Source organism: Pseudomonas syringae, assembly GCF_002157375.1.
In the GTDB taxonomy this organism is placed as follows: domain Bacteria; phylum Pseudomonadota; class Gammaproteobacteria; order Pseudomonadales; family Pseudomonadaceae; genus Aquipseudomonas; species Aquipseudomonas syringae_T.
The window spans coordinates 122808-146224 of the sequence record NZ_MTSA01000010.1; the positions used below are offsets into that span (position 1 = coordinate 122808).

Sequence of the window (23417 nt, forward strand, 5' to 3'; positions counted from 1 at the left end):
TCTTCATTGAATTCTGCGGTGAGCATAACCGCTGTCATGGGACTGAGCACGGCGCGTATCAGTTCAGTCGCCCGGCCCGCGACCTCCTGATATCCTCGCGCTCATGAAAACTCATCTGCCTCTCAGCCTGATTGCCGCCCTTGGTGAAAACCGAGTGATCGGCGTCGACAATTCCATGCCCTGGCATTTGCCGGGGGACTTCAAGTATTTCAAGGCGACGACCCTCGGCAAGCCGATCATCATGGGTCGCAAGACCTGGGATTCCCTGGGCCGCCCCCTGCCCGGCCGCCTGAATCTGGTGGTCAGCCGCCAGCCCGACCTGCAACTCGATGGCGCGGAAGTGTTCCCTTCGCTGGAGGCCGCCGTGGTGCGGGCCGAGCAATGGGCGCAGGCACAGGGCGTCGATGAAGTGATGCTGATTGGCGGCGCACAGCTTTATGCGCAGGGCCTTGCGCAGGCGGACCGCCTGTACCTGACTCGCGTTGCCTTGAGCCCTGAGGGCGATGCGTGGTTTCCGGAGTTTGATACGGCGCAATGGGCATTGGTGTCCAACACCGGGAACGCCGCCGAGGATGACAAGCCCGCTTACCATTTTGAGGTGTGGGAGCGCGTCTGACCGCGTCTTTCAACCCGATCACGGCCACCGGATAAAAACGGTAGCAAAAGTGTCGTTTTTGGTTTTGGCGTCGCAAATAAAGGGGCAAACGGCGTCTTTCGGCCTTTTTCGGGTCGCTGATGTACTTTTGCCTTCACAATAATTTGTTACGGTCTGCCCCTTCGTTTTTTGACAAGGGGTAATTGCTTATGAAATTCGTGCCAAAACTGTTGGCTGCCGCCGTCTGCCTCGGGCTTGCCGGCCAGGTGATCGCGGCCACCGAATTGAAGCATTGGCCCGAGCCTGCGGCCAAGGCGCTCGACGCGATGATCGCGGCGAATGCCAAAAAGGGCAATTACGCAGTCTTCGACATGGACAACACCAGCTACCGCTTCGACCTTGAAGAATCGCTGCTGCCGTACATGGAAAACAAAGGCCTGATCACCCGCGAAACGCTAGACCCTTCGTTGAAACTCATCCCCTTCAAAGACACCGCCGAGCACAAGGAAAGCCTGTTCAGTTACTACTATCGCCTGTGCGAAATAGACGACATGGTCTGCTACCCGTGGGTCGCCCAAGTGTTTTCCGGCTTCACGCTCCAAGAGCTGAAAGGCTATGTCGATGAGCTGATGGCCCTCAAAAAACCGATCCCGGCGACGTATTACGAGGGCGACACCGTCAAGCAGCTTAATGTCGAGCCGCCACGCGTGTTCACCGGCCAGACCGAGCTGTACAACAAGCTGATGGAAAACGGCATCGAGGTCTACGTGATGACCGCTGCGTCCGAAGAGCTGGTGCGCATGGTCGCCGCCGACCCCAAGTACGGTTACAACGTCAAACCACAGAACGTGATTGGCGTGACCACGCTGCTCAAGGACCGCAAGACCGGTGAACTGACCACAGCACGCAAGCAGATCACCGCAGGCAACTATGACCCGAAAAGCAACATGGGCCTGGAGCTGACGCCGTACCTGTGGACCCCGGCAACCTGGATGGCCGGCAAGCAGGCGGCGATTCTGACGTACATCGATCAATGGAAAAAACCGGTCCTGGTGGGTGGCGATACCCCGACCAGCGATGGCTACATGCTGTTTCACAGCGTCGACGTGAGCAAGGGCGGCGTACACCTGTGGATCAACCGCAAGGACAAGTACATGACCCAGCTCAACGGCATGATCAAGGCCAATGCCGAGGCTCAGGCCAAGGAAAAGCTGCCAGTCACGGCAGACAAGAACTGGGTGATCGTCAAGCCGGACGAGATTCAGTAAGCGGCGGGAAACGCTTCAAGCGGCAAGGTCGTGCCCGGGTGACCGGGCACGATCAGCCCATTCAATCGACCTTTTCGAACTTCAGGTCCCAGACCCCGTGGCCGAGTTTCTCGCCACGGCGTTCGAACTTGGTGATCGGACGCTCTGCAGGACGTGGCACGTACTGGTTGTCCTCGGCCAGATTGCGATAGCCAGGCGCTACGCTCATCACTTCCAGCATGTATTCCGCGTAAGGCCCCCAATCGGTGGCCATGTGGAACACCCCGCCCACCTTCAGCTTGCTGCGCACCAGTGCGACGAACTCGGGTTGTACGATGCGGCGTTTATGGTGGCGACTCTTGTGCCAAGGGTCCGGGAAGAAGAGCATCAGCCGATCAAGGCTGTTATCGGCAATGCAGCGGTTCAGCACTTCAATGGCGTCACAATCGTAGACGCGCACGTTGGTCAGCCCTTGGGTCAACACACCATTGAGCAACGCGCCCACGCCCGGCGAATGCACTTCGACACCGATGAAATCCTGCTCGGGAGCAGCCGCAGCCATTTCCAGCAACGATTGACCCATGCCGAAGCCGATCTCCAGCGTGCGCGGTGCAGAGCGGCCGAACACGTGGTCGAAATTCACCGGCGCGTCGGTCAGCGACAGGCCGAACAGCGGGCGGCCCTGATCCAGACCACGTTGCTGGCCTTCGGTCATGCGACCGGCACGCATCACGAAACTCTTGATGCGGCGGTGCGGGCGCTCTTCGCCTTCTTCGGTAGCAGGCAACTCTGGGTGCGGAACGTGCGAATCAGTCATCAACGGGCTCTTACTTGATCAGGCCATCCAGCGGCGAGGACGCGCTGGCATAGAGTTTTCGTGGCATGCGCCCGGCGAGGTACGCCAGACGACCGGCAATTACAGCGTGCTTCATGGCTTCAGCCATCATGACCGGCTGCTGAGCGTGGGCGATGGCCGAGTTCATCAACACGGCTTCGCAACCCAGCTCCATCGCGATGGTGGCATCGGACGCCGTGCCGACACCGGCATCGACCAGCACCGGCACCCTGGTTTCCTCAAGGATGATCTGCAGGTTGTACGGATTGCAGATGCCCAGACCGCTGCCGATCAGACCGGCCAGCGGCATGATCGCAATGCAGCCGATTTCCGCCAGCTGACGGGCAATGATCGGGTCATCGCTGGTGTAGACCATGACATCAAAGCCGTCCTTGACCAGTATTTCAGCGGCCTTGAGGGTTTCGATGACATTGGGGAACAGGGTTTTCTGATCCGCCAGTACTTCGAGCTTGACCAGGTTACGGCCGTCGAGCAGTTCGCGGGACAGGCGGCAGGTGCGCACCGCCTCGACCGCATCGAAGCAGCCGGCGGTGTTCGGCAGAATGGTGTAGCGGTCCGGTGGCAGCACGTCGAGCAGGTTCGGCTCGCCCGGGTTCTGACCCAGGTTGGTGCGGCGCACGGCAACGGTCACGATTTCGGCACCCGAGGCTTCGATGGCCAGACGGGTCTGTTCCATATCGATGTATTTGCCGGTGCCTACCAGCAGCCGCGACTCGAACGTCCGGCCAGCCAGGACGAAAGGCTTGTCGCTGCGAACATTGCTCATCGGAAATCCTCTTTGAAGTGCATGGGGAGTCGGTGCAGCGGGTAAGAACTAGCCACCGCCGATGGCATGGACCACTTCGACCTGATTGCCTTCGCTCAGAACCGTGGACGCATGTTGACTGCGCGGCACGATATCCAGATTCAGCTCAACTGCCACCCGGCGTCCGGCAAGGTCCAGACGGGTCAGCAGCGCCGCGACGGTTTCGCCATCGGGCAATTCAAAGGGTTCGCCGTTCAACTGAATGCGCATGCGACAGCAGCCATCATTTTAGGGGGCGAGCATTCTAGCCCGATCAAACGGTATGACCAAGGCAAAGCCACGCCATTCGTCTCAAGCGTGACCTGTCGTTCAGAAAGCCCTCAAGGCGCAGAGCCCAGCCTCCAGGCCGCCAGCCCCAGCATCGACCAGCCAAACAGAAACGCCAGGCCGCCAAACGGGGTGATGATGCCCAGCTTGCTGATGCCGGTCAGCGTCAGCGCGTACAGGCTGCCGGAGAACAGCAGAATGCCGAGTGCGAACGAGAACCCGGCCCAGGTGACAAGGCGTCCGGGGACCTGAGTTGCCAGGACAGCCACGCCGAGCAGAGCCAGCGCGTGAACGAGTTGATAAAGCACACCGGTATGAAAAACCGCCAGGTACTCGGCGCTCAGGCGCTCTTTCAGGCCGTGCGCCGCAAACGCACCCAGCGCCACGCCGGTAAAACCGAAGAAAGCAGCCAGCATCAAAAAGCTACGAAGCATCAGGAACTCCAGTGAAAAATCGTCGTAAGGCCCACGGTCTGTATAATGGCCCGCTCAACGGGTTCGGCCAAGCCATCTCTATGCTGCAAACTATTCTTCATCGTGTCGTCAAAGCCCTGCTGTGTTTCGCTGCGGGCAGCATTCTTGTGGTCATGGTCCTGCGCTGGGTACCGCCACCAGGCACGGCGCTGATGGCCGAGCGCAAGGTCGAATCGTGGTTTGATGGCGAACCCATCGACCTGCAACGCGACTGGGAACCCTTCGACAAGATCTCCGACAACCTGAAAATCGCCGTCATTGCCGGCGAAGACCAGAAATTTGCCGAGCACTGGGGCTTCGACGTCGATGCCATCCAGGCCGCCCTTCTGCATAACGAGCAAGGCGGCTCGATCCGCGGTGCCAGCACGCTGAGCCAGCAGGTGTCTAAAAACCTGTTCCTGTGGTCGGGCCGCAGCTACCTGCGCAAGGGGCTTGAAGCGTGGTTCACCCTGCTCATCGAACTGCTGTGGTCCAAAGAACGCATCCTTGAGGTGTACCTCAACAGCGTCGAATGGGACGAAGGGGTATTCGGCGCGCAGGCGGCCGCACAACACCACTTCCGCACCAACGCCAGCGCCCTCTCCGTGCAACAGGCCAGCTACCTCGCTGCTGTCCTGCCCAACCCGCGCCAGTGGAGCGCCAGCCACCCGAGCGGCTACGTCTCGCGCCGCGCCGGCTGGATTCGTCAGCAGATGCGTCAGCTGGGTGGGGATGAGTACTTGCAAGGGCTGAACAGCAGCCGTCGCTGGTGATCGCACCACAGAAGAGGACGCGGTGCGTCGCACGATAGTTGATTGATACACACAAAAACGCCCCGATCATCTCGGGGCGTTTTGCATTGCTGGCCAGCCTTACGCAGCGATCGACGTCTTGAGCTTGTTCATCGCGCTTTTTTCCAGCTGACGAATACGCTCGGCGGAGACGTTGTACTTCTGCGCCAGGTCGTGCAGCGTGGCTTTCTCTTCTGCCAGCCAGCGCTGGTAGAGGATGTCGCGGCTGCGTTCGTCCAGTACGTCCAGCGCCTGATGCAGGTTGGCGGTGGAGTTGTCGGTCCAGTCGGAGTCTTCCAGTTGACGCGCCGGGTCGTAGCGGTGGTCTTCCAGGTAGTTGGCTGGCGACTGGAACGCGCTGTCATCGTCAGCTTCGGCAGCCGGGTCGAACGCCATGTCGTGACCGGTCAGACGGCTTTCCATTTCGCGGACTTCACGCGGCTCGACACCCAGGCTTTCCGCGACGCGATGCACTTCGTCGTTGTTCAGCCAGGCCAGACGCTTCTTCTGGCTGCGCAGGTTGAAAAACAGCTTGCGCTGCGCCTTGGTCGTGGCGACCTTGACGATGCGCCAGTTACGCAGGATGAACTCGTGAATCTCGGCCTTGATCCAATGCACGGCAAAGGAAACCAGACGCACGCCCATTTCAGGGTTGAAACGCTTCACGGCTTTCATCAAGCCGACATTGCCTTCCTGGATCAGATCAGCCTGAGCCAGACCGTAACCCGAATAACTGCGAGCGATATGCACGACAAAACGCAGGTGCGCGAGAACCATTTGTCGGGCCGCGTCCAGATCCTGCTCGTAGTAGAGACTCTCAGCCAGTTCACGCTCCCGCTCGGGCGTCAGCAGTGGAATGCTGTTGACCGTCTGCACATAGGCCTCAAGGTTCGCACCCGGGACTAAAGCATAAGCAGGTTGCAAAGAAGTGGTCATACGAAAAAACCTCCAGCGCACATGTGATGTGCAGTTCAGCACTAGCCAGATTGACCCGGAACCGCTAACCAAGTTCCTTGATATTCATAAGCCAATCGGGTGAACAAAAATTTGCCTCTACCGGGGCGCCAGCTCACGCAAGTGACGAGCGACCGCAATCCAGGCACCGATATACCCTAACAGAACCGCTCCAAGCAAGAGCGAAAGACCATCGCCCATTGGAACGCCCGCCAACGCGAAGTCACTTCCGTAAAGACCCGCCAGCCCGACAACAGCACCGTTCAACCAGTTGAGGCCATAGGCCAGAACGCCCCAGGACAGGACGCCTGCCCCTAGACCGTACAGCGCGCCCATATAGAGGAAGGGTCTGCGCACGTAGCTGTCGGTACCGCCTACCAGCTTGATGACTTCAATTTCAGTGCGACGGTTTTCGATGTGTAGACGTATTGTGTTACCAATGACCAGCAGCAAAGCCGAGACCAGCAGAACCGTCAAGCCGAAAACGAACCGATCTCCCAGTTTGAGGATCGCTGCCAGTCTTTCGACCCAGACCAGATCCAGCTGGGCCTGCTCGACTTTCGGCAGTTCGGCGAGCCGGGTGCGCAAGGCCTCCAGCGCAGGCTTGTCCACTTCATCCGGCGTGACCAGAACCACGCCCGGCAGCGGGTTATCCGGCAATTCCTTGAGCGCTTCCCCCAAACCGGATTGTTGCTTGAACTCGCCCAATGCCTGTTCGCTGCTGATGTACTCGGCATCCGCCACACCGGGCATGGCCTTGATTTCATCGCGCATGCGGGTGCCATCAGCGGTGCTGGCATCCATATTCAGGTAGATGGAAATCTGCGCGGCGCGCTGCCACGAACCGCCAAGCCGCTCGACATTGCCGAGCAGCAACGACAGGCCCATTGGCAGGCTCAGGGCAATGGCCATGACCAGACAGGTAAAGAAGCTGCCGATCGGCTGTTTGGCCAGGCGGCGCAGGCTGTCGACCAGACTGGAGCGATGGCTTTCCAGCCAGGCGGACAGCAACGCGTTGAAGTCCGGGCCGTCGTCATCATGGTCATGACGCTGCTTTTTCTGCTTCGGCGGTAGCGGGTCGGCGGCTTTGGGCGCGACGCGCTCCGACACCTTGGGGCTGCGTGTGGCACTCATACTCCAGCCTCCCCGTCACCGATCAGACGACCGCGCTGCAAGGTCAGCATGCGATGGCGCATGCGAGCGATCAATGCCAGGTCGTGACTGGCGATCAGTACGCTGGTCCCCAGTCGATTGATGTCTTCAAACACACCCATGATTTCCGCTGCGAGACGTGGATCGAGGTTACCGGTCGGTTCGTCCGCCAGCAGCAATGCCGGGCGATGAACGATAGCGCGGGCAATGCCGACGCGCTGTTGCTGACCGGTGGACAGGTCGCCAGGGTACAGCTCGGCCTTATCGGACAACGCTACGCGCTCCAGTGCCGAATCGACCCGTTTGGCAATCTCGGGCTTGGACAGACCGAGTATCTGCAAAGGCAATGCGATGTTGTTGAACACCGTTCGATCAAACAGCAACTGGTGATTCTGGAACACCACGCCGATCTGACGACGCAAAAACGGAATCTGCGCGTTGCTGATCTGCCCAAGGTCCTGACCGGCCAGCATCAGTTTGCCGGTTGTCGGGCGCTCCATGGCAAGCAACAGGCGCAGCAGCGTGCTTTTGCCTGCACCGGAGTGGCCGGTGACAAACAGAAACTCGCCGCGACGTACTCGAAAGCTCAGTTCATGCAACCCGACGTGTCCATTCGGGTAGCGTTTACCGACCTGCTCGAATCGAATCATGAACGCTCCCGCTCCGCAAACAGAGCCTGAACAAAGGGTTCGGCTTCAAAGGTGCGCAGATCGTCGATCCCTTCACCGACACCGATATAACGAATAGGCAGGCCGAACTGCTTGGCCAGCGCAAAAATGACGCCGCCCTTGGCAGTGCCGTCCAGCTTGGTGAGCGCCAGCCCCGTCAATGTGACCGTCTGGTTGAATTGTTTGGCCTGATTGATGGCGTTCTGCCCGGTGCCTGCATCGAGTACCAGCAGGACTTCGTGAGGCGCATCGGCGTCCAGTTTGCCGATCACACGGCGCACCTTCTTCAGTTCCTCCATCAGGTTGTCCTTGGTGTGCAGCCGGCCCGCCGTGTCGGCGATCAATACATCGATACCGCGAGCCTTGGCAGCCTGTACGGCATCGAAGATAACGGACGCAGAGTCGGCACCGGTGTGCTGAGCGATGACCGGTATGTGGTTGCGTTCGCCCCAGACCTGCAACTGCTCGACAGCGGCGGCACGGAACGTATCACCCGCTGCCAGCATGACTTTCTTGCCTTCCAGTTGCAGCTTCTTGGCCAGCTTGCCAATGGTCGTGGTCTTGCCGGCGCCATTGACGCCCACTACCAGAATCACGAACGGCTTGTGCTCGGCTTTGATCACCAGCGGCTGCTCGACAGGCTTGAGCATCGCGGCCAGCTCACCCTGCAACGAGGTGTACAACGCCTGAGCGTCAGTCAACTGCTTGCGGGCGACTTTCTGGGTCAGGCTCTTGATGATGACCGAAGTGGCCTCGACACCGACATCTGCCGTCAGCAAACGGGTCTCGATCTCTTCCAGCAGGTCATCATCGATGGCCTTCTTGCCCAGAAACAGGCTGGCCATACCCTCGCCGATGCTGGCGCTGGTTTTCGACAAACCTTGCTTGAGGCGAGCGAAGAAGCCGACCTTGCCAGCCTCTGAATCCTGCACAGGCGCTGGAACCGGCGCTGCCTCCTGAACAGGCACCAGAGGCTGCGCAACCGCTGGAGTCGGAACGGCTTCGGCTGCCGGCTCACGCAGAGACGGCACGAATACCGGTTCGGGAACGCTGAGCGGCGTACGCTCGGCCACCGGTTCAAGCACCGGTGGCGCGGGCACGACCGGCTCAGGCACTGCCTGCGGATGGCCATGCTCGGGGATCAGCGGCGTGACGTGCGGCTCGCGCTCGTCGCTCAATGCCACAGGCTCCTCGGTCACCGGCAACGTCAGCCAGGGCTGCGGCGACGGTGCGCCAGGCTCGACCAGGGCTTGCGGCGCAGGTACGGTGGCTTCAGGCTGAATGTCGGGCGCGGATTGCGAGGCAACAGGAGGCTCGACCTGCGGCGGCGTGTCGATCACCTGATCGGGCACCGGACCGGATTGGGCCGGGGATGATTCTGGCGGCGTTGGCTCGGTGTGCTGCGGCTTCTTGCGCAGCCATCCGAACAGGCCTTTCTTCTCTCCAGCCGCAGCTGGGGTCTTCTTGTCGTCGTTGGAACCAAACATGGAGGACGGCTATCTCAAGGTTGCGGGACGCCAGAGGGCGGCCCGGAAAAATTCTGACATGCAAAACAGACTGCGTTTAGGACTTCTTGTTCACTCAACGGCCGCTTGTCCAGCTACCTTTACCTGCGTTTCAAACAGGTTTCACTCGCAATCGGCCAGTGAAGGCTGTCTCTGAAGCAAACGGATCAGTATCCTAACACCCCCGTGCCCGCTGACGCTAAGTTCACGCGGCCCGTCCTACAGGTTCAAACAACGAATGAATGCTTTAGCCCGCCGCGCCGCAGGCCTGCTGCTCAGCACAATTTGTCTGCCTCTGACAGCATTGGCTGCCGATCCGCAACCGACCCATGAATTCACCCTCGACAATGGCCTCAAGGTCATCGTCCGCGAAGATCACCGCGCCCCTGTGGTGGTTTCCCAGATCTGGTACAAGGTGGGCTCCAGCTACGAGACACCAGGCCAGACCGGCCTGTCCCATGCACTTGAACACATGATGTTCAAGGGCAGCAGCAAGACCGGGCCGGGAGAATCCTCACTGATCCTGCGTGACCTGGGCGCTGAAGAGAATGCGTTCACCAGCGATGACTACACCGCTTACTACCAAGTCATGGCCCGTGATCGCCTGAGCGTCGCACTGGAGCTGGAAGCCGATCGCATGGCCACGCTCAAACTGCCGCCTGACGAGTTCAGCCGCGAGATCGAAGTCATCAAGGAAGAGCGTCGTCTGCGCACCGATGACAAACCGATGGGCAAGGCTTTCGAACGTTTCAAGGCAATGGCCTACCCTGCCAGTGGCTATCACACGCCAACTATCGGCTGGATGGCTGACCTTGAGCGCATGAAGGTTGAAGAACTGCGCCACTGGTACGAATCCTGGTACACGCCGAACAACGCCACACTGGTGGTGGTCGGTGACGTGCAGCCCGACGAGGTCAAGGCACTGGCAGAACGCTTCTTCGGCCCGATCCCGCGCCGTGACGTGCCGCCCTCGAAAAAGCCGCTCGAGCTGGCCGAGCCCGGTGAGCGCAAGATCACCCTGCACGTCAAAACCCAGCTGCCCAACCTGATTTACGGCTTCAACGTGCCCAGCGTTGCAACGGCCGAAGACCCACGTTCAGCCAACGCGCTGCGCCTGATCGCCGCGCTGCTGGATGGCGGCTACAGCGCGCGTATTCCGGCACGTCTGGAGCGCGGTGAAGAACTGGTGTCCGGCGCCTCGTCGCGCTATGACGCCTTCGCCCGTGGCGACAGCCTGTTCATGATCAGTGCCATACCGAATACGCAAAAGAAGAAGACCCTGGCCGATGTCGAAGCCGGCATCTGGCGTCTGCTCAATGACCTGAAAACCAAGGCACCGTCCGCCGAAGAACTTGACCGCGTCCGCGCGCAGGTCATTGCCGGCGTGGTGTACGAGCGTGACTCGATCACCAGCCAGGCGACCATGATCGGCGAGCTGGAAACCGTCGGCCTGTCCTGGAAATTGATGGACAAAGAACTGGAAGACCTGCAAAGCGTCACGCCACAGGACATTCAGAAAGCTGCCAATACCTATTTCACCCGCGAGCGCCTTAGCATTGCGCACGTTCTGCCTGAGGAGAAAGCCAAATGATCAAGCGCCATGCTCCACGTCATGCGCTGCTCGGCCTGATCCTGGCGGGTTCGCTCGGTGTCTTTGTCGCTCAGCCGGTGCTGGCCGATGACGCCCCTGCTGCCGAGCCAGCCCAGACCACACCGGCATTGGGCAGTAACCTGCAAACCCTGAAAGAGCTGGACGGCAAGGCGCCAGCACGTCGCGCCCTGAACATCCAGACCTGGAACACCGCCGAAGGCGCCAAGGTCCTGTTTGTCGAGTCCCGCGAACTGCCGATGTTCGACATGCGCCTGATCTTTGCTGCCGGCAGCAGCCAGGATCAGAAATCACCGGGTATCGCCCTGCTGACCAACGCCATGCTTAACGAAGGCGTCAAAGGCAAGGACGTCAGCGCCATCGCCCAGGGTTTCGAAGGGCTGGGCGCAGACTTCGGCAACGGTTCCTATCGCGACATGGCCGTTGCATCGCTGCGCAGCCTGAGTGCGGTCGACAAACGCGATCCGGCCTTGAAGCTGTTCGGCGAAGTCGTGGGCAAGCCGACGTTCCCGGCTGACTCGCTGGCGCGTATCAAGAACCAGTTGATCGACAGCCTGGAAAGCCAGAAACAGAGCCCGGCCGCGTTGGGCACCAATGAACTGTTCAACCGCCTGTATGGCGATCACCCCTACGCCCACCCGAGCGAAGGGAACATCAAAAGCATCAACGCCATTACCCTTGCTCAGCTCAAGGCTTTTCATGCCAAGGCCTATGCGGCGGGCAATGCCGTGATTGCGCTGGTGGGCGATCTGTCTCGTGACGAGGCGCAAGCCATCGCGGCGCAGGTCTCCGCCTCACTGCCAAAAGGTCCGGCACTGGCCAAGGTCGCCGAGCCGGTCGAGCCCAAGGCCGCTCCGACCCACATCGAGTTTGCGTCCAACCAGACCCACCTGATGCTCGCGCAACTGGGCATCGACCGAAATGACCCGGATTACGCGGCGCTGACGGTAGGCAACTCGGTACTGGGCGGCGGCGGTTTCGGCAGCCGGCTGATGACCGAGGTGCGTGAAAAACGCGGATTGACCTACGGCGTCTCTTCCGGCTTCACGGCCATGCAGGTGGCCGGGCCGTTCATGATCGGTTTGCAGACCCGTGCGGAAATGAGCGAAAACACCCTCAAACTGGTGCAGGACATCGTTCGTGATTTCCTGGCAAACGGCCCGACCCAGAAAGAAATCGACGACGTAAAGCGCGAGCTGACCGGGAGCTTCCCGCTCACCGCAGCCAGTAACTCGGCGATTGTCGGCCAACTGGGTGCCATCGGCTTCTATGATCTGCCGTTGACCTATCTTGAGGACTACATGGCCGCCGCCCAGAGCGTGACGGTCGAACAGGTCAAGGCTGCGATGAGCAAGCACTTGAGCGCCGACAAAATGGTCATCGTGACCGTCGGCCCGACGGTGGAGCAAAAGCCCTTGCCCGCGCCGACCGACAAACCCGCCCGCCAACCTGTAGGGGTCCCGGAACACTGATGGCCAATCCACGTCCGAAGGGCCATAACGGCCTGGGTCAGCTTCGTATCATCGGGGGAGAATGGGGCAGCCGCCGCCTGACGTTCCCGGACGCCCCCGGCCTGCGTCCGACGCCGGATCGCGTGCGCGAAACCTTGTTCAACTGGCTCGCGCCCTCCATCGCGGGCGCCAGGGTGCTGGACGTTTTCACGGGCAGCGGCGCGCTGTTTTTCGAGGCCCTGTCCCGTGGCGCCAGCATGGGCCTTGCCCTGGACAGCAACGCCGCAGCCATTGCCAGCCTGCGCCAGAACCTCAACGCCTTGAACTGCACCAGCGGCCAGGTTTCCCAGAACGACGCCCTGCGCCACCTGGAAACCGCCGTCGCAGCCCCCTTCGACGTGGTCTTCCTCGACCCGCCCTTCCATCAAGGCCTGCTTGCCTCGGCCTGCAACCTGCTGGAAACCCGCGGCTGGCTGGCCGACACCGCCTGGATCTACACCGAAAGCGAAACCCCACCGTCAACCACCGGCCTGCCCGGCAGCTGGCGCCTGCACCGCGAGAAAAAGGCAGGGCAGGTGTATTACGCGTTGTGGCAGCGGGGCCAAGGCTGACAGCTCACGTACACATGCTCCGCGTTTGGCATGCAGCGCTTGACGACGCAGAGCGTCGTGAAAGGCATTCCCACGCTGGAGCGTGCGGAACGAGACTTTTGTGACTATCGTGCCGACGCTCTGCGTCGGCATGCAGTTCTGGACGCTCCGCGTCCTCTTGACGACGCAGAGCGTCGTGAAAGGCATTCCCACGCTGGAGCGTGCGGAACGAGACTTTTGTGACTATCGTGCCGATGCTCTGCGTCGGCATGCAGTTCTGGACGCTCCGCGTCCTCTCGTCCCCGCAGAGTTTCATGAACACATTCCGGCTCGCATAACGATCAGCCCCCCTTACATCCCGGACTGCTTAGTGGCAACGTATAGCCTGTCACCCCTGAACTGATCGTTGAGCAAGCACGTGCCCACACGCCCTACCTTTCTGTCCCATGCCAATCCATTCGTCCCGGCCGTCGGCCTGCGTAATCCGCACCTGCAGACGCTGTGGGGGCCGTTGTTGCGCAAGCCGACGCTGCTGGCGCGGACTCGCGAGCGGCTGTGGCTGAAGGACGGAGATTTTCTGGACATGGACTGGCATGGGCCGGATGAGGACGATGCGCCGCTGGTGCTGGTTCTGCATGGCCTGACCGGGTCGTCCAACTCGCCTTATGTCGCGGGGCTGCAGAAGGCGCTGGCTGCGCGAGGCTGGGCCAGTGTGGCGCTGAACTGGCGTGGCTGTTCGGGAGAGCCGAATCTGCTGTCGCGCAGTTATCACTCGGGGGCCAGCGATGATCTGGCTGAGGTCATTGCGCACCTGAAGGCAAAACGTCCTCGGGGTGCGCTTTACGCTGCCGGGTATTCGCTGGGCGGCAATGTGCTGCTCAAGTACCTGGGCGAGTCGGGCAAGAACAGCGATTTGCTGGGCGCCGTGGCCGTGTCAGTGCCCTTTCGCCTGGACGAATGCGCCAACCGTATCGGCCAGGGATTCTCCAAGGTATATCAGCGGCACTTCATGCGCGCGATGCTCGCCTATGTTCGCGACAAACAGCAGCGCTTCCAGCATGAAGGGCTTACCGAGGGGCTTGCTGAACTGGCGGCCCTCGGCTCGCTAGAGAACATGCGCACGTTTTGGGACTTCGATGGGCGGGTGACTGCGCCGTTGCACGGCTATGCCGATGCCACCGATTATTACCGCAGGGCCTCCAGTCGTTATTACCTGGGCCAGATTCAGACCCCGACGCTGATCATTCAGGCCAGCGACGATCCGTTCGTCTTCCCTCACAGCCTGCCCGAGCCGAGCGAGCTGTCGTCCTGCACCGAATTTGAGCTGCACGCCGCAGGCGGCCATGTCGGATTCGTCGACGGCTCGCTGCGCAACCCGGGTTACTACCTCGAGCGCCGCATCCCGCTGTGGCTGAGCGCTGCCCATGAGCACAGCGCCCGCCCGGACTGACCGCCGGTCAGACGGCGCCGGTGGCCACCTCGCGGGCCGGATCGGTAATCCATTCACTCCAGGACCCGGCATACAAGGTACCCAGCGGATACCCGGCCAGGCACAGGGCGAACAGGTTAAGGCAGGCAGTGACGCCTGAACCGCAGTACGAAACCAGGCTTTCCGGTGGGCGACCTTGCAGCGTTTCGGCGAAGCGTTGCTTGAGTTGCCCGGGTGACAGAAACCGCCCGTCTGGCCCGAGGTTCTCGCTGCACGGTACACACTGCGCGCCGGGAATATGGCCAGCGACCGGGTCGAGGGGTTCGACGTCGCCGCGAAAACGGGCTTCGGCACGGGCATCGATCAGGGTCATTTCCGGACGCCCGAGACGGCCCTGCAAGCGGTTGCCACTGAGCAGCATCGACATGTCCGGCTCGCCCTGAAAGCTTCCGGGCTGATGATCCGGTGCATTCAGGCTCAATGGCAGGCCTGCTGCATGCCAGGCTTTCAGCCCGCCATCCAGCAGGTAAACGCCTTCGCGCTTGCCCATCCATATCAGCAGCCACCACGCACGCGCGGCGTACATGCCGGGGCCGTCGTCATACAGCACGACATCGCTGTCGGCATGAATGCCCCACGACTGAAGACAGCGCAACAAGGCGGCCGGATCCGGCAGCGGGTGGCGTCCGGTCTTGCCCTTGACCGCCGGCCCGCTGAGGTCGCGCTTCAGGTCGGCGAAGGACGCACCTTCGATATGGCCCTGAGCGTAACTGCGCTGGCCGTAATCGGCATCTTCCAGTGAAAAACGGCAATCGAGAATCACCAGACCGGGCGTTTTCTGGCGTGCAGCCAGTTGTTCAGGGCTGATCAGTTGCGCGATGGACATGACACACTCCTGTAACAGTAAACCGAATGACCAGGCCGCTCACCGGCACCGAACTTCACGCCAGTACCTCGGGCAGCGGCGAATGAAACGCTTCGCACAAGGCGTCGAAGGCTTCGCGGGCCTGAGGCGCGACAAAGCCTGATTCGAGCATAAGCACTTGATAGACACCACGTCGAATGGCTGAGTCGTTCACTTCCGTGGAGTTTTCACGGTTGGTACACAAAAAACGTACCCATGACGTCAGGACAATCCAGGTATTGAGGCTGGTCCATTCGATCTGCGATTCATCCATTTTCAAAATGCCCGCTCTGATGAACCCTCGATAGATGGTCACGGCCTGCATCAGACAGCGGTAGGAAAAGCGCCGATAGCGCAGGGCTAGCTCCGCATCCGACGTCAGCAGATGCTCAAGGTCGCGATGCAGAAAACGGTAGCGCCACATGGCGTCGATGATCGCCAGGAAATAATCGCGTTTGTCTTCGATCGTCGGCGGACGGTCGACAGGCAACGTCAGGAAACTGCCCACCAGCTTTTCATAAGCGCCAAACAACTCGGCGATGATGACCTGCTTGTTGGCGAAGTGGTAATAAAGGTTGCCGGGCGATATGCCCATGTGCGCTGCAATATGATTGGTGGTAACACTACGCTCGCCTTGCTGGTTGAACAGCTCCAGGCTGGTTTGCACAATCCGTTCACGGGTTTTGGTACGGGGCGCCATGCTGGATCAGGCCACTCGGTTGCTGATGAGATAGTGGCGATATTAACGCAAGCGTCTGCCCAGCGGGATACGCCAACCATCTGATTCAAGCGTGTTTTATGCCTGGACGCCTTGTTCGCCAGCAAAACGGCTCGGTGCCTGATCAACAAACTTTTCGTGCGCTGATCGCTCCGTCCCCTGCCGACAAATAGGCCCACAATCAGGGCATTTCCTGCAGAACATGGCCGATAATCGGCGCAATACGATCTTTGGAGTGTCCACAGCAGCTTGGCCCATCGGGATGGCTGCGATACCATCCGAGTCCCACAACGGACTCCGACCAGGACGACGCGATGAACCGAGTGTTGTACCCAGGCACCTTCGACCCGATTACCAAGGGCCATGGAGATCTGGTCGAGCGCGCCTCGCGCCTGTTCGACCAAGTGGTCATTGCGGTTGCCGCCAGCCCGAAGAAAAACCCGCTGTTCCCGCTGGAGCAACGCGTCGAGCTGGCCCGCGAGGTCACCAGGCACTTGCCCAACGTGGAGGTCGTCGGTTTTTCGACGCTGCTCGCGCATTTCGCCAAGGAACAGAACACTAACGTCTTTCTGCGCGGCCTTCGCGCCGTGTCGGACTTCGAGTACGAATTCCAGCTGGCTAACATGAACCGGCAGCTGGCACCGGACGTCGAAAGTCTGTTTCTGACACCGTCAGAGCGCTACTCGTTTATTTCCTCGACGTTAGTACGCGAAATCGCGGCGTTGGGCGGCGATATCACCAAGTTCGTCCACCCGGCTGTCGCCGAAGCGCTCACCGAACGCTTCAAGCGCTGACTGCGCTGCATGTGAAGGTGCATCCCGGAGCCTAATGCGGCACAATTCGCCGCATTGGTTTTCATGTGCCCCGGCGTCGGCCGCGGCAGGAGCAATTCATGTCCCTTATCATCACTGACGATTGCATCAACTGCGACGTCTGCGAACCCGAGTGCCCGAACGAGGCGATTTCACAAGGTGAAGAGATCTACGTGATCAATCCGAACCTGTGTACCGAATGCGTGGGCCATTACGACGAACCGCAATGCCAGCAAGTCTGCCCGGTGGACTGCATTCCGCTTGACGAAAATCACGTCGAAAGCAAAGAGCAACTGATGGACAAGTACCGGATCATCACCAGCAAGGTCTGATCCTTACTGCTGCCTGCCGTAACCGTCGCCGGTGCAACCCAGGCAGCGCACAAAGGCGGCCTTGCCCGGATCAACCACCAGCGCCTTGCCCGTCGCCCCGAGATTGCCGCCTGCTGCGGCGAACGGCGAAGCGATTACGAACAGACCTGCGCCGATAACAGTGGCCACGATCAAAAGAGGTCGGGCGATCAGCAGATCACCGATCATCGCGAACGCCGGCGGGTTTTGAATGGTGTAGACCGGATCGCCGCTGCCTTCCGCGGTATCGGCGGCAGCGGGCATTGCCTGCAAGCCGATGAACAACGCCAGCGTGGCAGCGAGAATACGAAACGGGCTCATGGCGTGGTCCTTGAGGCGGTGCAGATTAAGGTGCCATCACTATAAACGCGGATGGGTGTTAAGCAAGTGCCCCCAGCCGGGTGATCACCGGTTATTTCAGCGCTGGCACTTCGGGCAATAGACACTGGCACGCTGGCCCAGCTTGATCTCGCGTAACGTTGTGCCGCAGACCTTGCAGGGCTGGCCACCGCGTCCATAGGCAAACAGCTCTTGCTGAAAATACCCTGGCTTGCCGTCACCGCCGATGAAGTCACGCAGCGTCGTGCCACCGCGCTCGATGGCGTACGCCAGGATCCGCTTGATCTCGATCGCCAGTTTCAGATACCGCGCTCGAGAGATGCCCTTGGCCTCACGGCGCGGATCGATGCCCGCTGCGAACAGCGCTTCGGTCGCGTAAATATTGCCCACCCCCACCACGACGGCGTTGTCCATGATGAACGGTTTGACCGCAATCGACTTGCCCCGCGAGCGCTCGTAAAGCCGCTCGCCGTCGAACAGATCGGTCAAGGGTTCCGGACCGAGACGAATCAGCAGTTCGTGGTTGTGGGGATCGTGGCTCCAGAGCATCGCCCCAAAGCGACGCGGGTCGGTATAGCGCAGGGCCAGCCCGGACTCCAGCTCAATATCGACATGTTCGTGCTTGAGCGCCGGTAGCCCGGCCTCGACCAGACGCAGATTGCCCGACATGCCCAAATGGCTGATCAGGGTGCCGACTTCAGCCTGAATCAGAAGGTACTTGGCGCGGCGGTTCACTTGAACAATGCGCTGACCGGACAGGCGAACATCAAGGTCTTCCGGGATGGGCCAGCGTAAACGGCTGTCACGCACGATGACGCGGCTGACGCGCTGACCTTCGAGATGCGGCGCGATGCCACGACGGGTTGTTTCGACTTCTGGTAACTCAGGCATGGATAACTCGGTCGTGCGGGAAGGAAAGTGCGGCAGCGCGCAGGATCAGCGCGCGCCCAGCTCGCGAATGCTTTCCCTCAGGTATTCAAAGTCGTACTCGGACAAACCAACGTAATCCAGCACCAGCGCCCCAATGCTTTCCCATTCATGGTCCACATCCTGGTTGCCCAGCACATGGTAGGACTGGCAAATGTGCTCGGCCATTTTCAGGGGTGCCAGCAGGTTCTTCAAGGTAGCGTTACGGCTGGTATCGTCTTGAAAAATCGATAATGCGTTGTGATGATTGGCGATCGCGTCGGTAACGTGCGCAGGCAGACGCCAGGACTTGGCGGTGTAATAGCCCACCACCGAATGGTTGGTGTCGAAGACACTGTTCTCGGTATCGACGATGCGGCAATCGGGCCCGGCACTGGCGTAGGCGTCTTCCAGCACGCGCATGTAATTGGGGAATCGCTTGAGCATCAACGGAATGCCGCAATCATGAAAAAGGCCCAGCGCGTAGGATTCGTCCACGGTCTGCGAGCCGATGCGCTTGGCCAGCGTCAGGCTGGTCATCGCCACGTCCTGCGCCGTATCCCAGAAGCGGTTGAGCGCGACGATGGTTTCATCCGTCATTTCGCCCCTGATCGACTGCGCATTGATCAGGTTGATGACCGTACGGCTGCCCAGCAGATTCACCGCCTTCTCGATGGAGGCGATCTTGTTCGAAAGCCCGTAATGCGCAGAGTTGACGATTTTCAACAGCGCTCCGGACAACCCCGGGTCCTGCGCAATCAGATGAGCAATCGCACGCAGGTCCGGATCGGGCATGTACTGCTCCATCTGCAGATCCACCATGATCTGCGGCTGCGGAGGCACACTGATGCCTTGCAGCTCCCGCTGGATCTGTTCTGGAGTTAGCTCTTGAGACAGCTCTTGGGGCATAGGTACGCACTCGAAGTCAGGACTTGATTCTGCCCCCTTGGCAGGGAACGGTCCATCACCATCGCCGGAGATTTTCCTGGAACTTTGATCGGCACACAGATTCGGACTCTGTGTTGACGGCGTAACGGACCGCTCTGGAAGCGGCAATACGCCATCCCGAAAGCCTGACACTGGAGGATCCCATGTCCAAAGCACTGACCGGCAAGCGCATCGCAATTCTTGTAACCGACGGTTTCGAACAGGTCGAATTGACCGGACCGAAAGAAGCCCTGGAGCAAGCAGGTGCCACCGTGGAGATTCTTTCCACCGAAGAAGGCAAGGTCAAAGGCTGGAATCACGACAAGCCTGCGGACGATTTCAAGGTCGACCGCACATTCAAGGCTGCCAACGCCGCCGACTATCACGGCGTGGTATTGCCGGGCGGCGTGCAGAACTCCGACACCATCCGCGTGGACAGCGACGCGCAACAACTCGTCAAGGACATCGACGCCTCCGGCAAACCGCTGGCCGTCATCTGTCATGGCGGCTGGTTGCTGATCTCCGCAGGCCTGGTCAAGGGCAAGACGCTGACCAGCTTCAACACCCTGAAAGATGATCTGGTCAATGCGGGCGCCAAATGGGTCGATCAGGAAGTCGTGACCGATGGCACGCTGATCAGCAGCCGCCAGCCTGACGACATTCCGGCCTTCAACAGCAAACTGATCGACGCGCTGTCGGCGTAATCGGCTGCGATAAATCGCGTCATCCCGGCGCATGACCGGGATGACGCGCTATAATCCCGCTCTTTTTTCAGGAGCGACGTCATGTCCCTGCCTAGCTTGCGCCTCAAAGCCAACGCCGACCGCCGCCTGCGCGCCGGCCATCTGTGGGTCTACAGCAACGAGATCGACGTGGCTGCCACGCCGCTGCACGGTTTTGCAGCCGGTGATCAGGCACTGCTCGAAGCTGCAGGCGGCAAGCCGCTGGGCATCGTTGCCATGAGCCCCAACAACCTGATCTGCGCACGCCTGCTGTCCCGCGACATCAAGCTGCCGCTCGACAAGTCCCTGCTCGTTCACCGCATCAACGTGGCGCTTTCGCTGCGCGAGCGCCTGTTCGACAAGCCTTTCTATCGCCTGGTCTACGGCGACTCAGACCTGCTGCCAGGCCTGGTGGTCGATCGTTTTGGTGACATTCTGGTTGTTCAGCTGGCGTCGGCCACCATGGAACACCACAAGGAAGACATCATCGCGGCGCTGGTTCAGGTCATCAAGCCCAGCGGCATCCTGTTCAAGAACGACTCGGCGGCCCGCGATGCGGAAGGCCTGAACCGTTACGTCGAAACCGTGTTCGGCCTGGTGCCGGAATGGGTCTCACTGGAAGAGAACGGCGTGAAGTTCGAAGCACCGGTCATGGCCGGGCAGAAAACCGGCTGGTTCTACGACCACCGCATGAACCGCGCGCGCATCGCCCCGTATGTCAAAGGCAAGCGCGTACTGGACTTGTACAGCTACATCGGCGGCTGGGGTATTCAGGCCGCGGCCTTCGGTGCCACTGACGTAACGTGCGTCGATGCCTCCTCCTTTGCCCTGGATGGCGTGGAGCGCAACGCAGCGCTGAACGGTTTTGCGGAAAAACTGACCTGCATCGAAGGCGACGTGTTCGAAGCATTGAAAGAACTGAAAGCCGGTGAAGAGCGTTTCGACGTCATCGTGGCCGACCCGCCTGCGTTCATCAAACGCAAGAAAGACATGAAGAACGGTGAAGGTGCCTACCGCCGCCTGAACGAACAGGCCATGCGCCTGCTCAGCAAGGACGGCATTCTGGTCAGCGCCTCCTGCTCGATGCACCTGCCGGAAGACGACCTGCAAAACATCCTTCTGACCAGCGCCCGCCACCTGGATCGCAACATCCAGCTGCTGGAACGCGGCGGCCAAGGCCCCGACCACCCGGTCCACCCGGCCATCGCCGAAACGCGCTACATCAAGAGCATCACCTGCCGGTTGCTGCCCAATAGCTGATGACTGAAGGGCCGCTCTGCGTCGAACGATAGCCGAGGTTATCGTTCCGCACGCTCAGCGTGGGAATGCAGTTCGCGACGCTCTGTGTTGCAAGAGGACGCGGAGCATCCTGAACGGCATGCCGACGCGGAGCGTTGCACGATAGTCGAGAGATGATTGGCACGAGCCTCATTATTCTCAGACCCGCTCCAACACCGCCCGCAACCCCAGCAACACCATAAAATGCAGCGGATAGATCGCGTATGCCCAGCGGCGCATCGGGATCACTGCGAAATCAGGCTTGCTGCGCAACAACACCATGCCCAGCACGGGCGCCAGTAAGCACGCGACTATCGAACCCACGGAAATCGGATCGCCCCAACTGGCGCCCGCGAACATCTGTGGCCAGGCGTTGCCTGCCAGGCACAAAGCAGCCGGAAACAGCGAATACCAGAGCGGCCTTCTCAGTACCAGCACAAAGGCCAGCGGCAGCAGCACGCCAGCAAAGCCAAACATAAGCTGTTGCTGACATACCGCCGCCAGCAGTAACGCCACAATTGCCATGATCCGGGTGGTGACATTGCGATGCTGCCAGCCTTGGGCGATCAGCAGCCCCAACAACAGCGTCGGCATCACATTCAGCACCGTCGCGTCGGTCATGAACAGCCGGTACGGAATTTCCGATAATGCCGCGAAAATCAGCAACCAGCCCAGGTAGCGCCATTGCACACGCGGGGCCACAATGGATGCGCTGCGCCGAGAGAGGTTGACGGCAATCGCCAGACAGAACCAAGGGAACGCAAAACGCCCCGGCACATACAGCACGTCAATTGACCAGCCCACATAGCGCAGATGATCGAGCACCATGCTCAACATCGCCAGCCACTTGAGCAGGTCCAGCGCCTTGTTGCGTCCCGGCAGAAAAGGCGGGTTGGATAGATCCATATCACTCCAGATCGGGTAAGTCAGTCGTGCAGCCAACACATGACCGCGTCCGCTATTGTCGCTACAGTGCGCACCATAATCGCCCATAAGGAATCGGCCATGACAGACCAAAGCCAACAGTTCGCCAGCGACAACTATTCCGGTATCTGCCCCGAAGCCTGGGCAGCGATGGAGCAGGCGAACAAAGGGCATCAACGTGCCTATGGAGACGATCAATGGACTGCGCGCGCGTCGGATGATTTCCGCCGTCTGTTCGAAACCGACTGCGAAGTGTTCTTTGCCTTCAACGGCACGGCAGCCAACTCCCTGGCGCTGTCGTCGTTGTGCCAGAGTTACCACAGTGTCATCTGTTCGGAAACGGCCCACGTCGAAACCGACGAATGCGGGGCACCGGAGTTTTTCTCCAACGGCTCCAAATTGCTGACCGCCCGCAGCCCTGGCGGCAAGCTGACCCCTGAATCGATTCGTGAAGTGGCGCTCAAGCGTCAGGACATTCATTACCCCAAGCCACGGGTCGTGACCTTGACCCAGGCCACTGAAGTGGGCGGTGTCTATCAGCCTGAGGAGCTAAAAGCGATCAGCACGACCTGCAAGGAACTGGGCCTGCACCTGCATATGGACGGCGCGCGGTTCTCAAACGCTTGCGCCTTTCTGGACGCATCACCCGCCGAGCTGACCTGGAAGTCCGGCGTCGACGTGCTGTGCTTCGGCGGCACCAAGAACGGTATGGCGGTAGGCGAAGCCATTCTGTTCTTCAACCATGACCTGGCCGAAGACTTCGATTACCGCTGCAAGCAGGCCGGGCAACTGGCGTCGAAAATGCGCTTCCTGTCAGCGCCGTGGGTCGGCCTGCTGGAAAACGACGCGTGGCTCAAACACGCGCGCCATGCCAACCGTTGCGCCCAGTTGCTGGCTGAGCTGGTCAAGGACATTGCGGGCGTGGAGCTGATGTTTCCAGTACAGGCCAATGGCGTGTTTCTGCAATTGTCAGAACCGGCCATTGCCGCCCTGACGGCAAGGGGCTGGCGCTTCTATACCTTCATCGGCAACGGTGGCGCACGCTTCATGTGTTCGTGGGACACCGAAGAAGACCGGGTACGCGAACTGGCCGCCGACATCAGGCTGGTCATGCAGGGCTGACGCGTCTATTCAGAGCCTGTAGGTGCAGACTGGCGATCTACGGG

General features: G+C 60.3%; 26 protein-coding genes. 12 read left to right on the top strand and 14 right to left on the bottom strand.

Features of this window, described 5'->3' with window-relative positions:
• Window positions 1–103: 103 nt before the first annotated feature.
• Both BW686_RS14455 and BW686_RS14460 read left to right on the top strand, forming a co-directional pair.
• The gene (locus BW686_RS14455; RefSeq protein WP_084917890.1) at window positions 104–616 is read left to right on the top strand and encodes a dihydrofolate reductase; all 513 of its coding nucleotides are present in this window, start codon (window positions 104–106) and stop codon (window positions 614–616) included.
• Window positions 617–804: 188 nt separating this feature from the next.
• Entirely contained in the window at window positions 805–1863 is a 1059-nt protein-coding gene (locus BW686_RS14460) for a phosphorylcholine phosphatase (RefSeq protein WP_084917893.1), read from the top strand.
• Between the two features lie 61 nt (window positions 1864–1924).
• Here the strand turns inward: BW686_RS14460 and trmB are convergent, their stop codons facing one another.
• From trmB to BW686_RS14480, 4 genes are all read right to left on the bottom strand, one after another.
• Window positions 1925–2572 (bottom strand): tRNA (guanosine(46)-N7)-methyltransferase TrmB, encoded by a 648-nt coding sequence (gene trmB / locus BW686_RS14465; RefSeq protein ID WP_218775752.1) that lies wholly within the window; start codon window positions 2570–2572, stop codon window positions 1925–1927.
• Window positions 2573–2669: 97 nt separating this feature from the next.
• Window positions 2670–3464, bottom strand: a complete 795-nt coding sequence (locus BW686_RS14470) for a thiazole synthase (protein WP_084917898.1) — start codon at window positions 3462–3464, stop codon at window positions 2670–2672.
• A gap of 48 nt (window positions 3465–3512) precedes the next feature.
• Window positions 3513–3713, bottom strand: a complete 201-nt coding sequence (gene thiS / locus BW686_RS14475; protein WP_084917901.1) for a sulfur carrier protein ThiS — start codon at window positions 3711–3713, stop codon at window positions 3513–3515.
• 110 nt (window positions 3714–3823) lie between these two features.
• Entirely contained in the window at window positions 3824–4204 is a 381-nt protein-coding gene (locus BW686_RS14480) for a DUF423 domain-containing protein (RefSeq protein WP_084917904.1), read from the bottom strand.
• Between the two features lie 80 nt (window positions 4205–4284).
• Between BW686_RS14480 and mtgA the strand changes: the two genes are divergently transcribed.
• Window positions 4285–4995, top strand: a complete 711-nt coding sequence (gene mtgA / locus BW686_RS14485; RefSeq protein WP_084918080.1) for a monofunctional biosynthetic peptidoglycan transglycosylase — start codon at window positions 4285–4287, stop codon at window positions 4993–4995.
• 99 nt (window positions 4996–5094) lie between these two features.
• Here the strand turns inward: mtgA and rpoH are convergent, their stop codons facing one another.
• The 4 genes from rpoH to ftsY all read right to left on the bottom strand — a co-directional run bounded on the left by rpoH (window position 5095) and on the right by ftsY (window position 9274).
• Window positions 5095–5949 (bottom strand): RNA polymerase sigma factor RpoH, encoded by an 855-nt coding sequence (gene rpoH, locus BW686_RS14490; protein ID WP_003402233.1) that lies wholly within the window; start codon window positions 5947–5949, stop codon window positions 5095–5097.
• Between the two features lie 117 nt (window positions 5950–6066).
• A complete protein-coding gene (gene ftsX / locus BW686_RS14495) occupies window positions 6067–7101 on the bottom strand; it encodes a permease-like cell division protein FtsX (RefSeq protein WP_084917907.1) in 1035 nt (344 codons plus the stop codon).
• Window positions 7098–7769: a cell division ATP-binding protein FtsE gene (gene ftsE / locus BW686_RS14500; protein WP_002555631.1), complete on the bottom strand. Its 672-nt coding sequence runs from the start codon at window positions 7767–7769 to the stop codon at window positions 7098–7100. Before ftsE ends, ftsX begins: the two co-directional genes overlap by 4 nt.
• Window positions 7766–9274, bottom strand: a complete 1509-nt coding sequence (ftsY, locus tag BW686_RS14505; protein ID WP_084917909.1) for a signal recognition particle-docking protein FtsY — start codon at window positions 9272–9274, stop codon at window positions 7766–7768. Before ftsY ends, ftsE begins: the two co-directional genes overlap by 4 nt.
• Window positions 9275–9530: 256 nt before the next feature.
• Between ftsY and BW686_RS14510 the strand changes: the two genes are divergently transcribed.
• From BW686_RS14510 to BW686_RS14530, 4 genes are all read left to right on the top strand, one after another.
• On the top strand, window positions 9531–10883 hold the full coding sequence (locus BW686_RS14510; RefSeq protein ID WP_084917911.1) for a M16 family metallopeptidase: 1353 nt from the start codon (window positions 9531–9533) through the stop codon (window positions 10881–10883).
• The gene (locus tag BW686_RS14515; RefSeq protein WP_084917914.1) at window positions 10880–12373 is read left to right on the top strand and encodes a M16 family metallopeptidase; all 1494 of its coding nucleotides are present in this window, start codon (window positions 10880–10882) and stop codon (window positions 12371–12373) included. Before BW686_RS14510 ends, BW686_RS14515 begins: the two co-directional genes overlap by 4 nt.
• On the top strand, window positions 12373–12963 hold the full coding sequence (rsmD, locus tag BW686_RS14520) for a 16S rRNA (guanine(966)-N(2))-methyltransferase RsmD (RefSeq protein WP_084917916.1): 591 nt from the start codon (window positions 12373–12375) through the stop codon (window positions 12961–12963). Before BW686_RS14515 ends, rsmD begins: the two co-directional genes overlap by 1 nt.
• 397 nt (window positions 12964–13360) lie before the next feature.
• Window positions 13361–14392, top strand: a complete 1032-nt coding sequence (locus BW686_RS14530; protein WP_084918082.1) for a hydrolase — start codon at window positions 13361–13363, stop codon at window positions 14390–14392.
• A gap of 7 nt (window positions 14393–14399) precedes the next feature.
• Here BW686_RS14530 and BW686_RS14535 read toward each other — a convergent pair whose 3' ends face one another.
• Window positions 14400–15257, bottom strand: coding sequence for a sulfurtransferase (locus BW686_RS14535; RefSeq protein WP_084917918.1), 858 nt, complete (start codon window positions 15255–15257; stop codon window positions 14400–14402).
• 55 nt (window positions 15258–15312) lie between these two features.
• Window positions 15313–15975, bottom strand: coding sequence for a TetR/AcrR family transcriptional regulator (locus tag BW686_RS14540; RefSeq protein WP_084917920.1), 663 nt, complete (start codon window positions 15973–15975; stop codon window positions 15313–15315).
• A 332-nt stretch (window positions 15976–16307) separates the two neighbouring features.
• On the opposite strand from BW686_RS14540, the gene coaD reads away from it, so the two are divergent.
• The gene (gene coaD / locus BW686_RS14545) at window positions 16308–16787 is read left to right on the top strand and encodes a pantetheine-phosphate adenylyltransferase (protein WP_084917922.1); all 480 of its coding nucleotides are present in this window, start codon (window positions 16308–16310) and stop codon (window positions 16785–16787) included.
• A gap of 98 nt (window positions 16788–16885) precedes the next feature.
• Entirely contained in the window at window positions 16886–17137 is a 252-nt protein-coding gene (locus BW686_RS14550) for a YfhL family 4Fe-4S dicluster ferredoxin (protein WP_002555640.1), read from the top strand.
• Window positions 17138–17140: 3 nt separating this feature from the next.
• Here BW686_RS14550 and BW686_RS14555 read toward each other — a convergent pair whose 3' ends face one another.
• The 3 genes from BW686_RS14555 to BW686_RS14565 form a co-directional block, all read right to left on the bottom strand.
• Window positions 17141–17476 carry a multidrug transporter gene (locus BW686_RS14555; protein ID WP_084917924.1) on the bottom strand — a complete coding sequence of 112 codons (336 nt, stop codon included), beginning with the start codon at window positions 17474–17476 and terminating at the stop codon, window positions 17141–17143.
• Window positions 17477–17572: 96 nt separating this feature from the next.
• Complete coding sequence (gene mutM, locus BW686_RS14560; RefSeq protein WP_084917927.1) at window positions 17573–18385, bottom strand: bifunctional DNA-formamidopyrimidine glycosylase/DNA-(apurinic or apyrimidinic site) lyase; 813 nt, start codon at window positions 18383–18385, stop codon at window positions 17573–17575.
• A gap of 45 nt (window positions 18386–18430) precedes the next feature.
• Window positions 18431–19243: an HDOD domain-containing protein gene (locus BW686_RS14565; RefSeq protein WP_179149274.1), complete on the bottom strand. Its 813-nt coding sequence runs from the start codon at window positions 19241–19243 to the stop codon at window positions 18431–18433.
• Between the two features lie 248 nt (window positions 19244–19491).
• Between BW686_RS14565 and BW686_RS14570 the strand changes: the two genes are divergently transcribed.
• Both BW686_RS14570 and BW686_RS14575 read left to right on the top strand, forming a co-directional pair.
• Window positions 19492–20031 carry a type 1 glutamine amidotransferase domain-containing protein gene (locus BW686_RS14570; RefSeq protein WP_084917929.1) on the top strand — a complete coding sequence of 180 codons (540 nt, stop codon included), beginning with the start codon at window positions 19492–19494 and terminating at the stop codon, window positions 20029–20031.
• A gap of 81 nt (window positions 20032–20112) precedes the next feature.
• A complete protein-coding gene (locus tag BW686_RS14575; RefSeq protein WP_084917931.1) occupies window positions 20113–21309 on the top strand; it encodes a class I SAM-dependent rRNA methyltransferase in 1197 nt (398 codons plus the stop codon).
• Window positions 21310–21486: 177 nt separating this feature from the next.
• Here the strand turns inward: BW686_RS14575 and BW686_RS14580 are convergent, their stop codons facing one another.
• Entirely contained in the window at window positions 21487–22233 is a 747-nt protein-coding gene (locus BW686_RS14580; protein WP_084917933.1) for a TraX family protein, read from the bottom strand.
• A 99-nt stretch (window positions 22234–22332) separates the two neighbouring features.
• Here BW686_RS14580 and BW686_RS14585 point away from each other — a divergent pair, with 99 nt between their 5' ends.
• On the top strand, window positions 22333–23373 hold the full coding sequence (locus tag BW686_RS14585; RefSeq protein WP_084917935.1) for a threonine aldolase family protein: 1041 nt from the start codon (window positions 22333–22335) through the stop codon (window positions 23371–23373).
• The last annotated feature ends 44 nt before the right edge of the window (window positions 23374–23417 follow it).

Coding starts and splice junctions, on each gene's coding strand:
- BW686_RS14455 (WP_084917890.1), top strand. CDS start 104: ATGAAAACTCATCTGCCTCTCAGCCTGATTGCCGCCCTTGGTGAAAAC.
- BW686_RS14460 (WP_084917893.1), top strand. CDS start 805: ATGAAATTCGTGCCAAAACTGTTGGCTGCCGCCGTCTGCCTCGGGCTT.
- trmB (WP_218775752.1), bottom strand. CDS start 2,572: ATGCGTGCCGGTCGCATGACCGAAGGCCAGCAACGTGGTCTGGATCAG.
- BW686_RS14470 (WP_084917898.1), bottom strand. CDS start 3,464: ATGAGCAATGTTCGCAGCGACAAGCCTTTCGTCCTGGCTGGCCGGACG.
- thiS (WP_084917901.1), bottom strand. CDS start 3,713: ATGCGCATTCAGTTGAACGGCGAACCCTTTGAATTGCCCGATGGCGAA.
- BW686_RS14480 (WP_084917904.1), bottom strand. CDS start 4,204: ATGCTTCGTAGCTTTTTGATGCTGGCTGCTTTCTTCGGTTTTACCGGC.
- mtgA (WP_084918080.1), top strand. CDS start 4,285: ATGCTGCAAACTATTCTTCATCGTGTCGTCAAAGCCCTGCTGTGTTTC.
- rpoH (WP_003402233.1), bottom strand. CDS start 5,949: ATGACCACTTCTTTGCAACCTGCTTATGCTTTAGTCCCGGGTGCGAAC.
- ftsX (WP_084917907.1), bottom strand. CDS start 7,101: ATGAGTGCCACACGCAGCCCCAAGGTGTCGGAGCGCGTCGCGCCCAAA.
- ftsE (WP_002555631.1), bottom strand. CDS start 7,769: ATGATTCGATTCGAGCAGGTCGGTAAACGCTACCCGAATGGACACGTC.
- ftsY (WP_084917909.1), bottom strand. CDS start 9,274: ATGTTTGGTTCCAACGACGACAAGAAGACCCCAGCTGCGGCTGGAGAG.
- BW686_RS14510 (WP_084917911.1), top strand. CDS start 9,531: ATGAATGCTTTAGCCCGCCGCGCCGCAGGCCTGCTGCTCAGCACAATT.
- BW686_RS14515 (WP_084917914.1), top strand. CDS start 10,880: ATGATCAAGCGCCATGCTCCACGTCATGCGCTGCTCGGCCTGATCCTG.
- rsmD (WP_084917916.1), top strand. CDS start 12,373: ATGGCCAATCCACGTCCGAAGGGCCATAACGGCCTGGGTCAGCTTCGT.
- BW686_RS14535 (WP_084917918.1), bottom strand. CDS start 15,257: ATGTCCATCGCGCAACTGATCAGCCCTGAACAACTGGCTGCACGCCAG.
- BW686_RS14540 (WP_084917920.1), bottom strand. CDS start 15,975: ATGGCGCCCCGTACCAAAACCCGTGAACGGATTGTGCAAACCAGCCTG.
- coaD (WP_084917922.1), top strand. CDS start 16,308: ATGAACCGAGTGTTGTACCCAGGCACCTTCGACCCGATTACCAAGGGC.
- BW686_RS14550 (WP_002555640.1), top strand. CDS start 16,886: ATGTCCCTTATCATCACTGACGATTGCATCAACTGCGACGTCTGCGAA.
- BW686_RS14555 (WP_084917924.1), bottom strand. CDS start 17,476: ATGAGCCCGTTTCGTATTCTCGCTGCCACGCTGGCGTTGTTCATCGGC.
- mutM (WP_084917927.1), bottom strand. CDS start 18,385: ATGCCTGAGTTACCAGAAGTCGAAACAACCCGTCGTGGCATCGCGCCG.
- BW686_RS14570 (WP_084917929.1), top strand. CDS start 19,492: ATGTCCAAAGCACTGACCGGCAAGCGCATCGCAATTCTTGTAACCGAC.
- BW686_RS14575 (WP_084917931.1), top strand. CDS start 20,113: ATGTCCCTGCCTAGCTTGCGCCTCAAAGCCAACGCCGACCGCCGCCTG.
- BW686_RS14580 (WP_084917933.1), bottom strand. CDS start 22,233: ATGGATCTATCCAACCCGCCTTTTCTGCCGGGACGCAACAAGGCGCTG.
- BW686_RS14585 (WP_084917935.1), top strand. CDS start 22,333: ATGACAGACCAAAGCCAACAGTTCGCCAGCGACAACTATTCCGGTATC.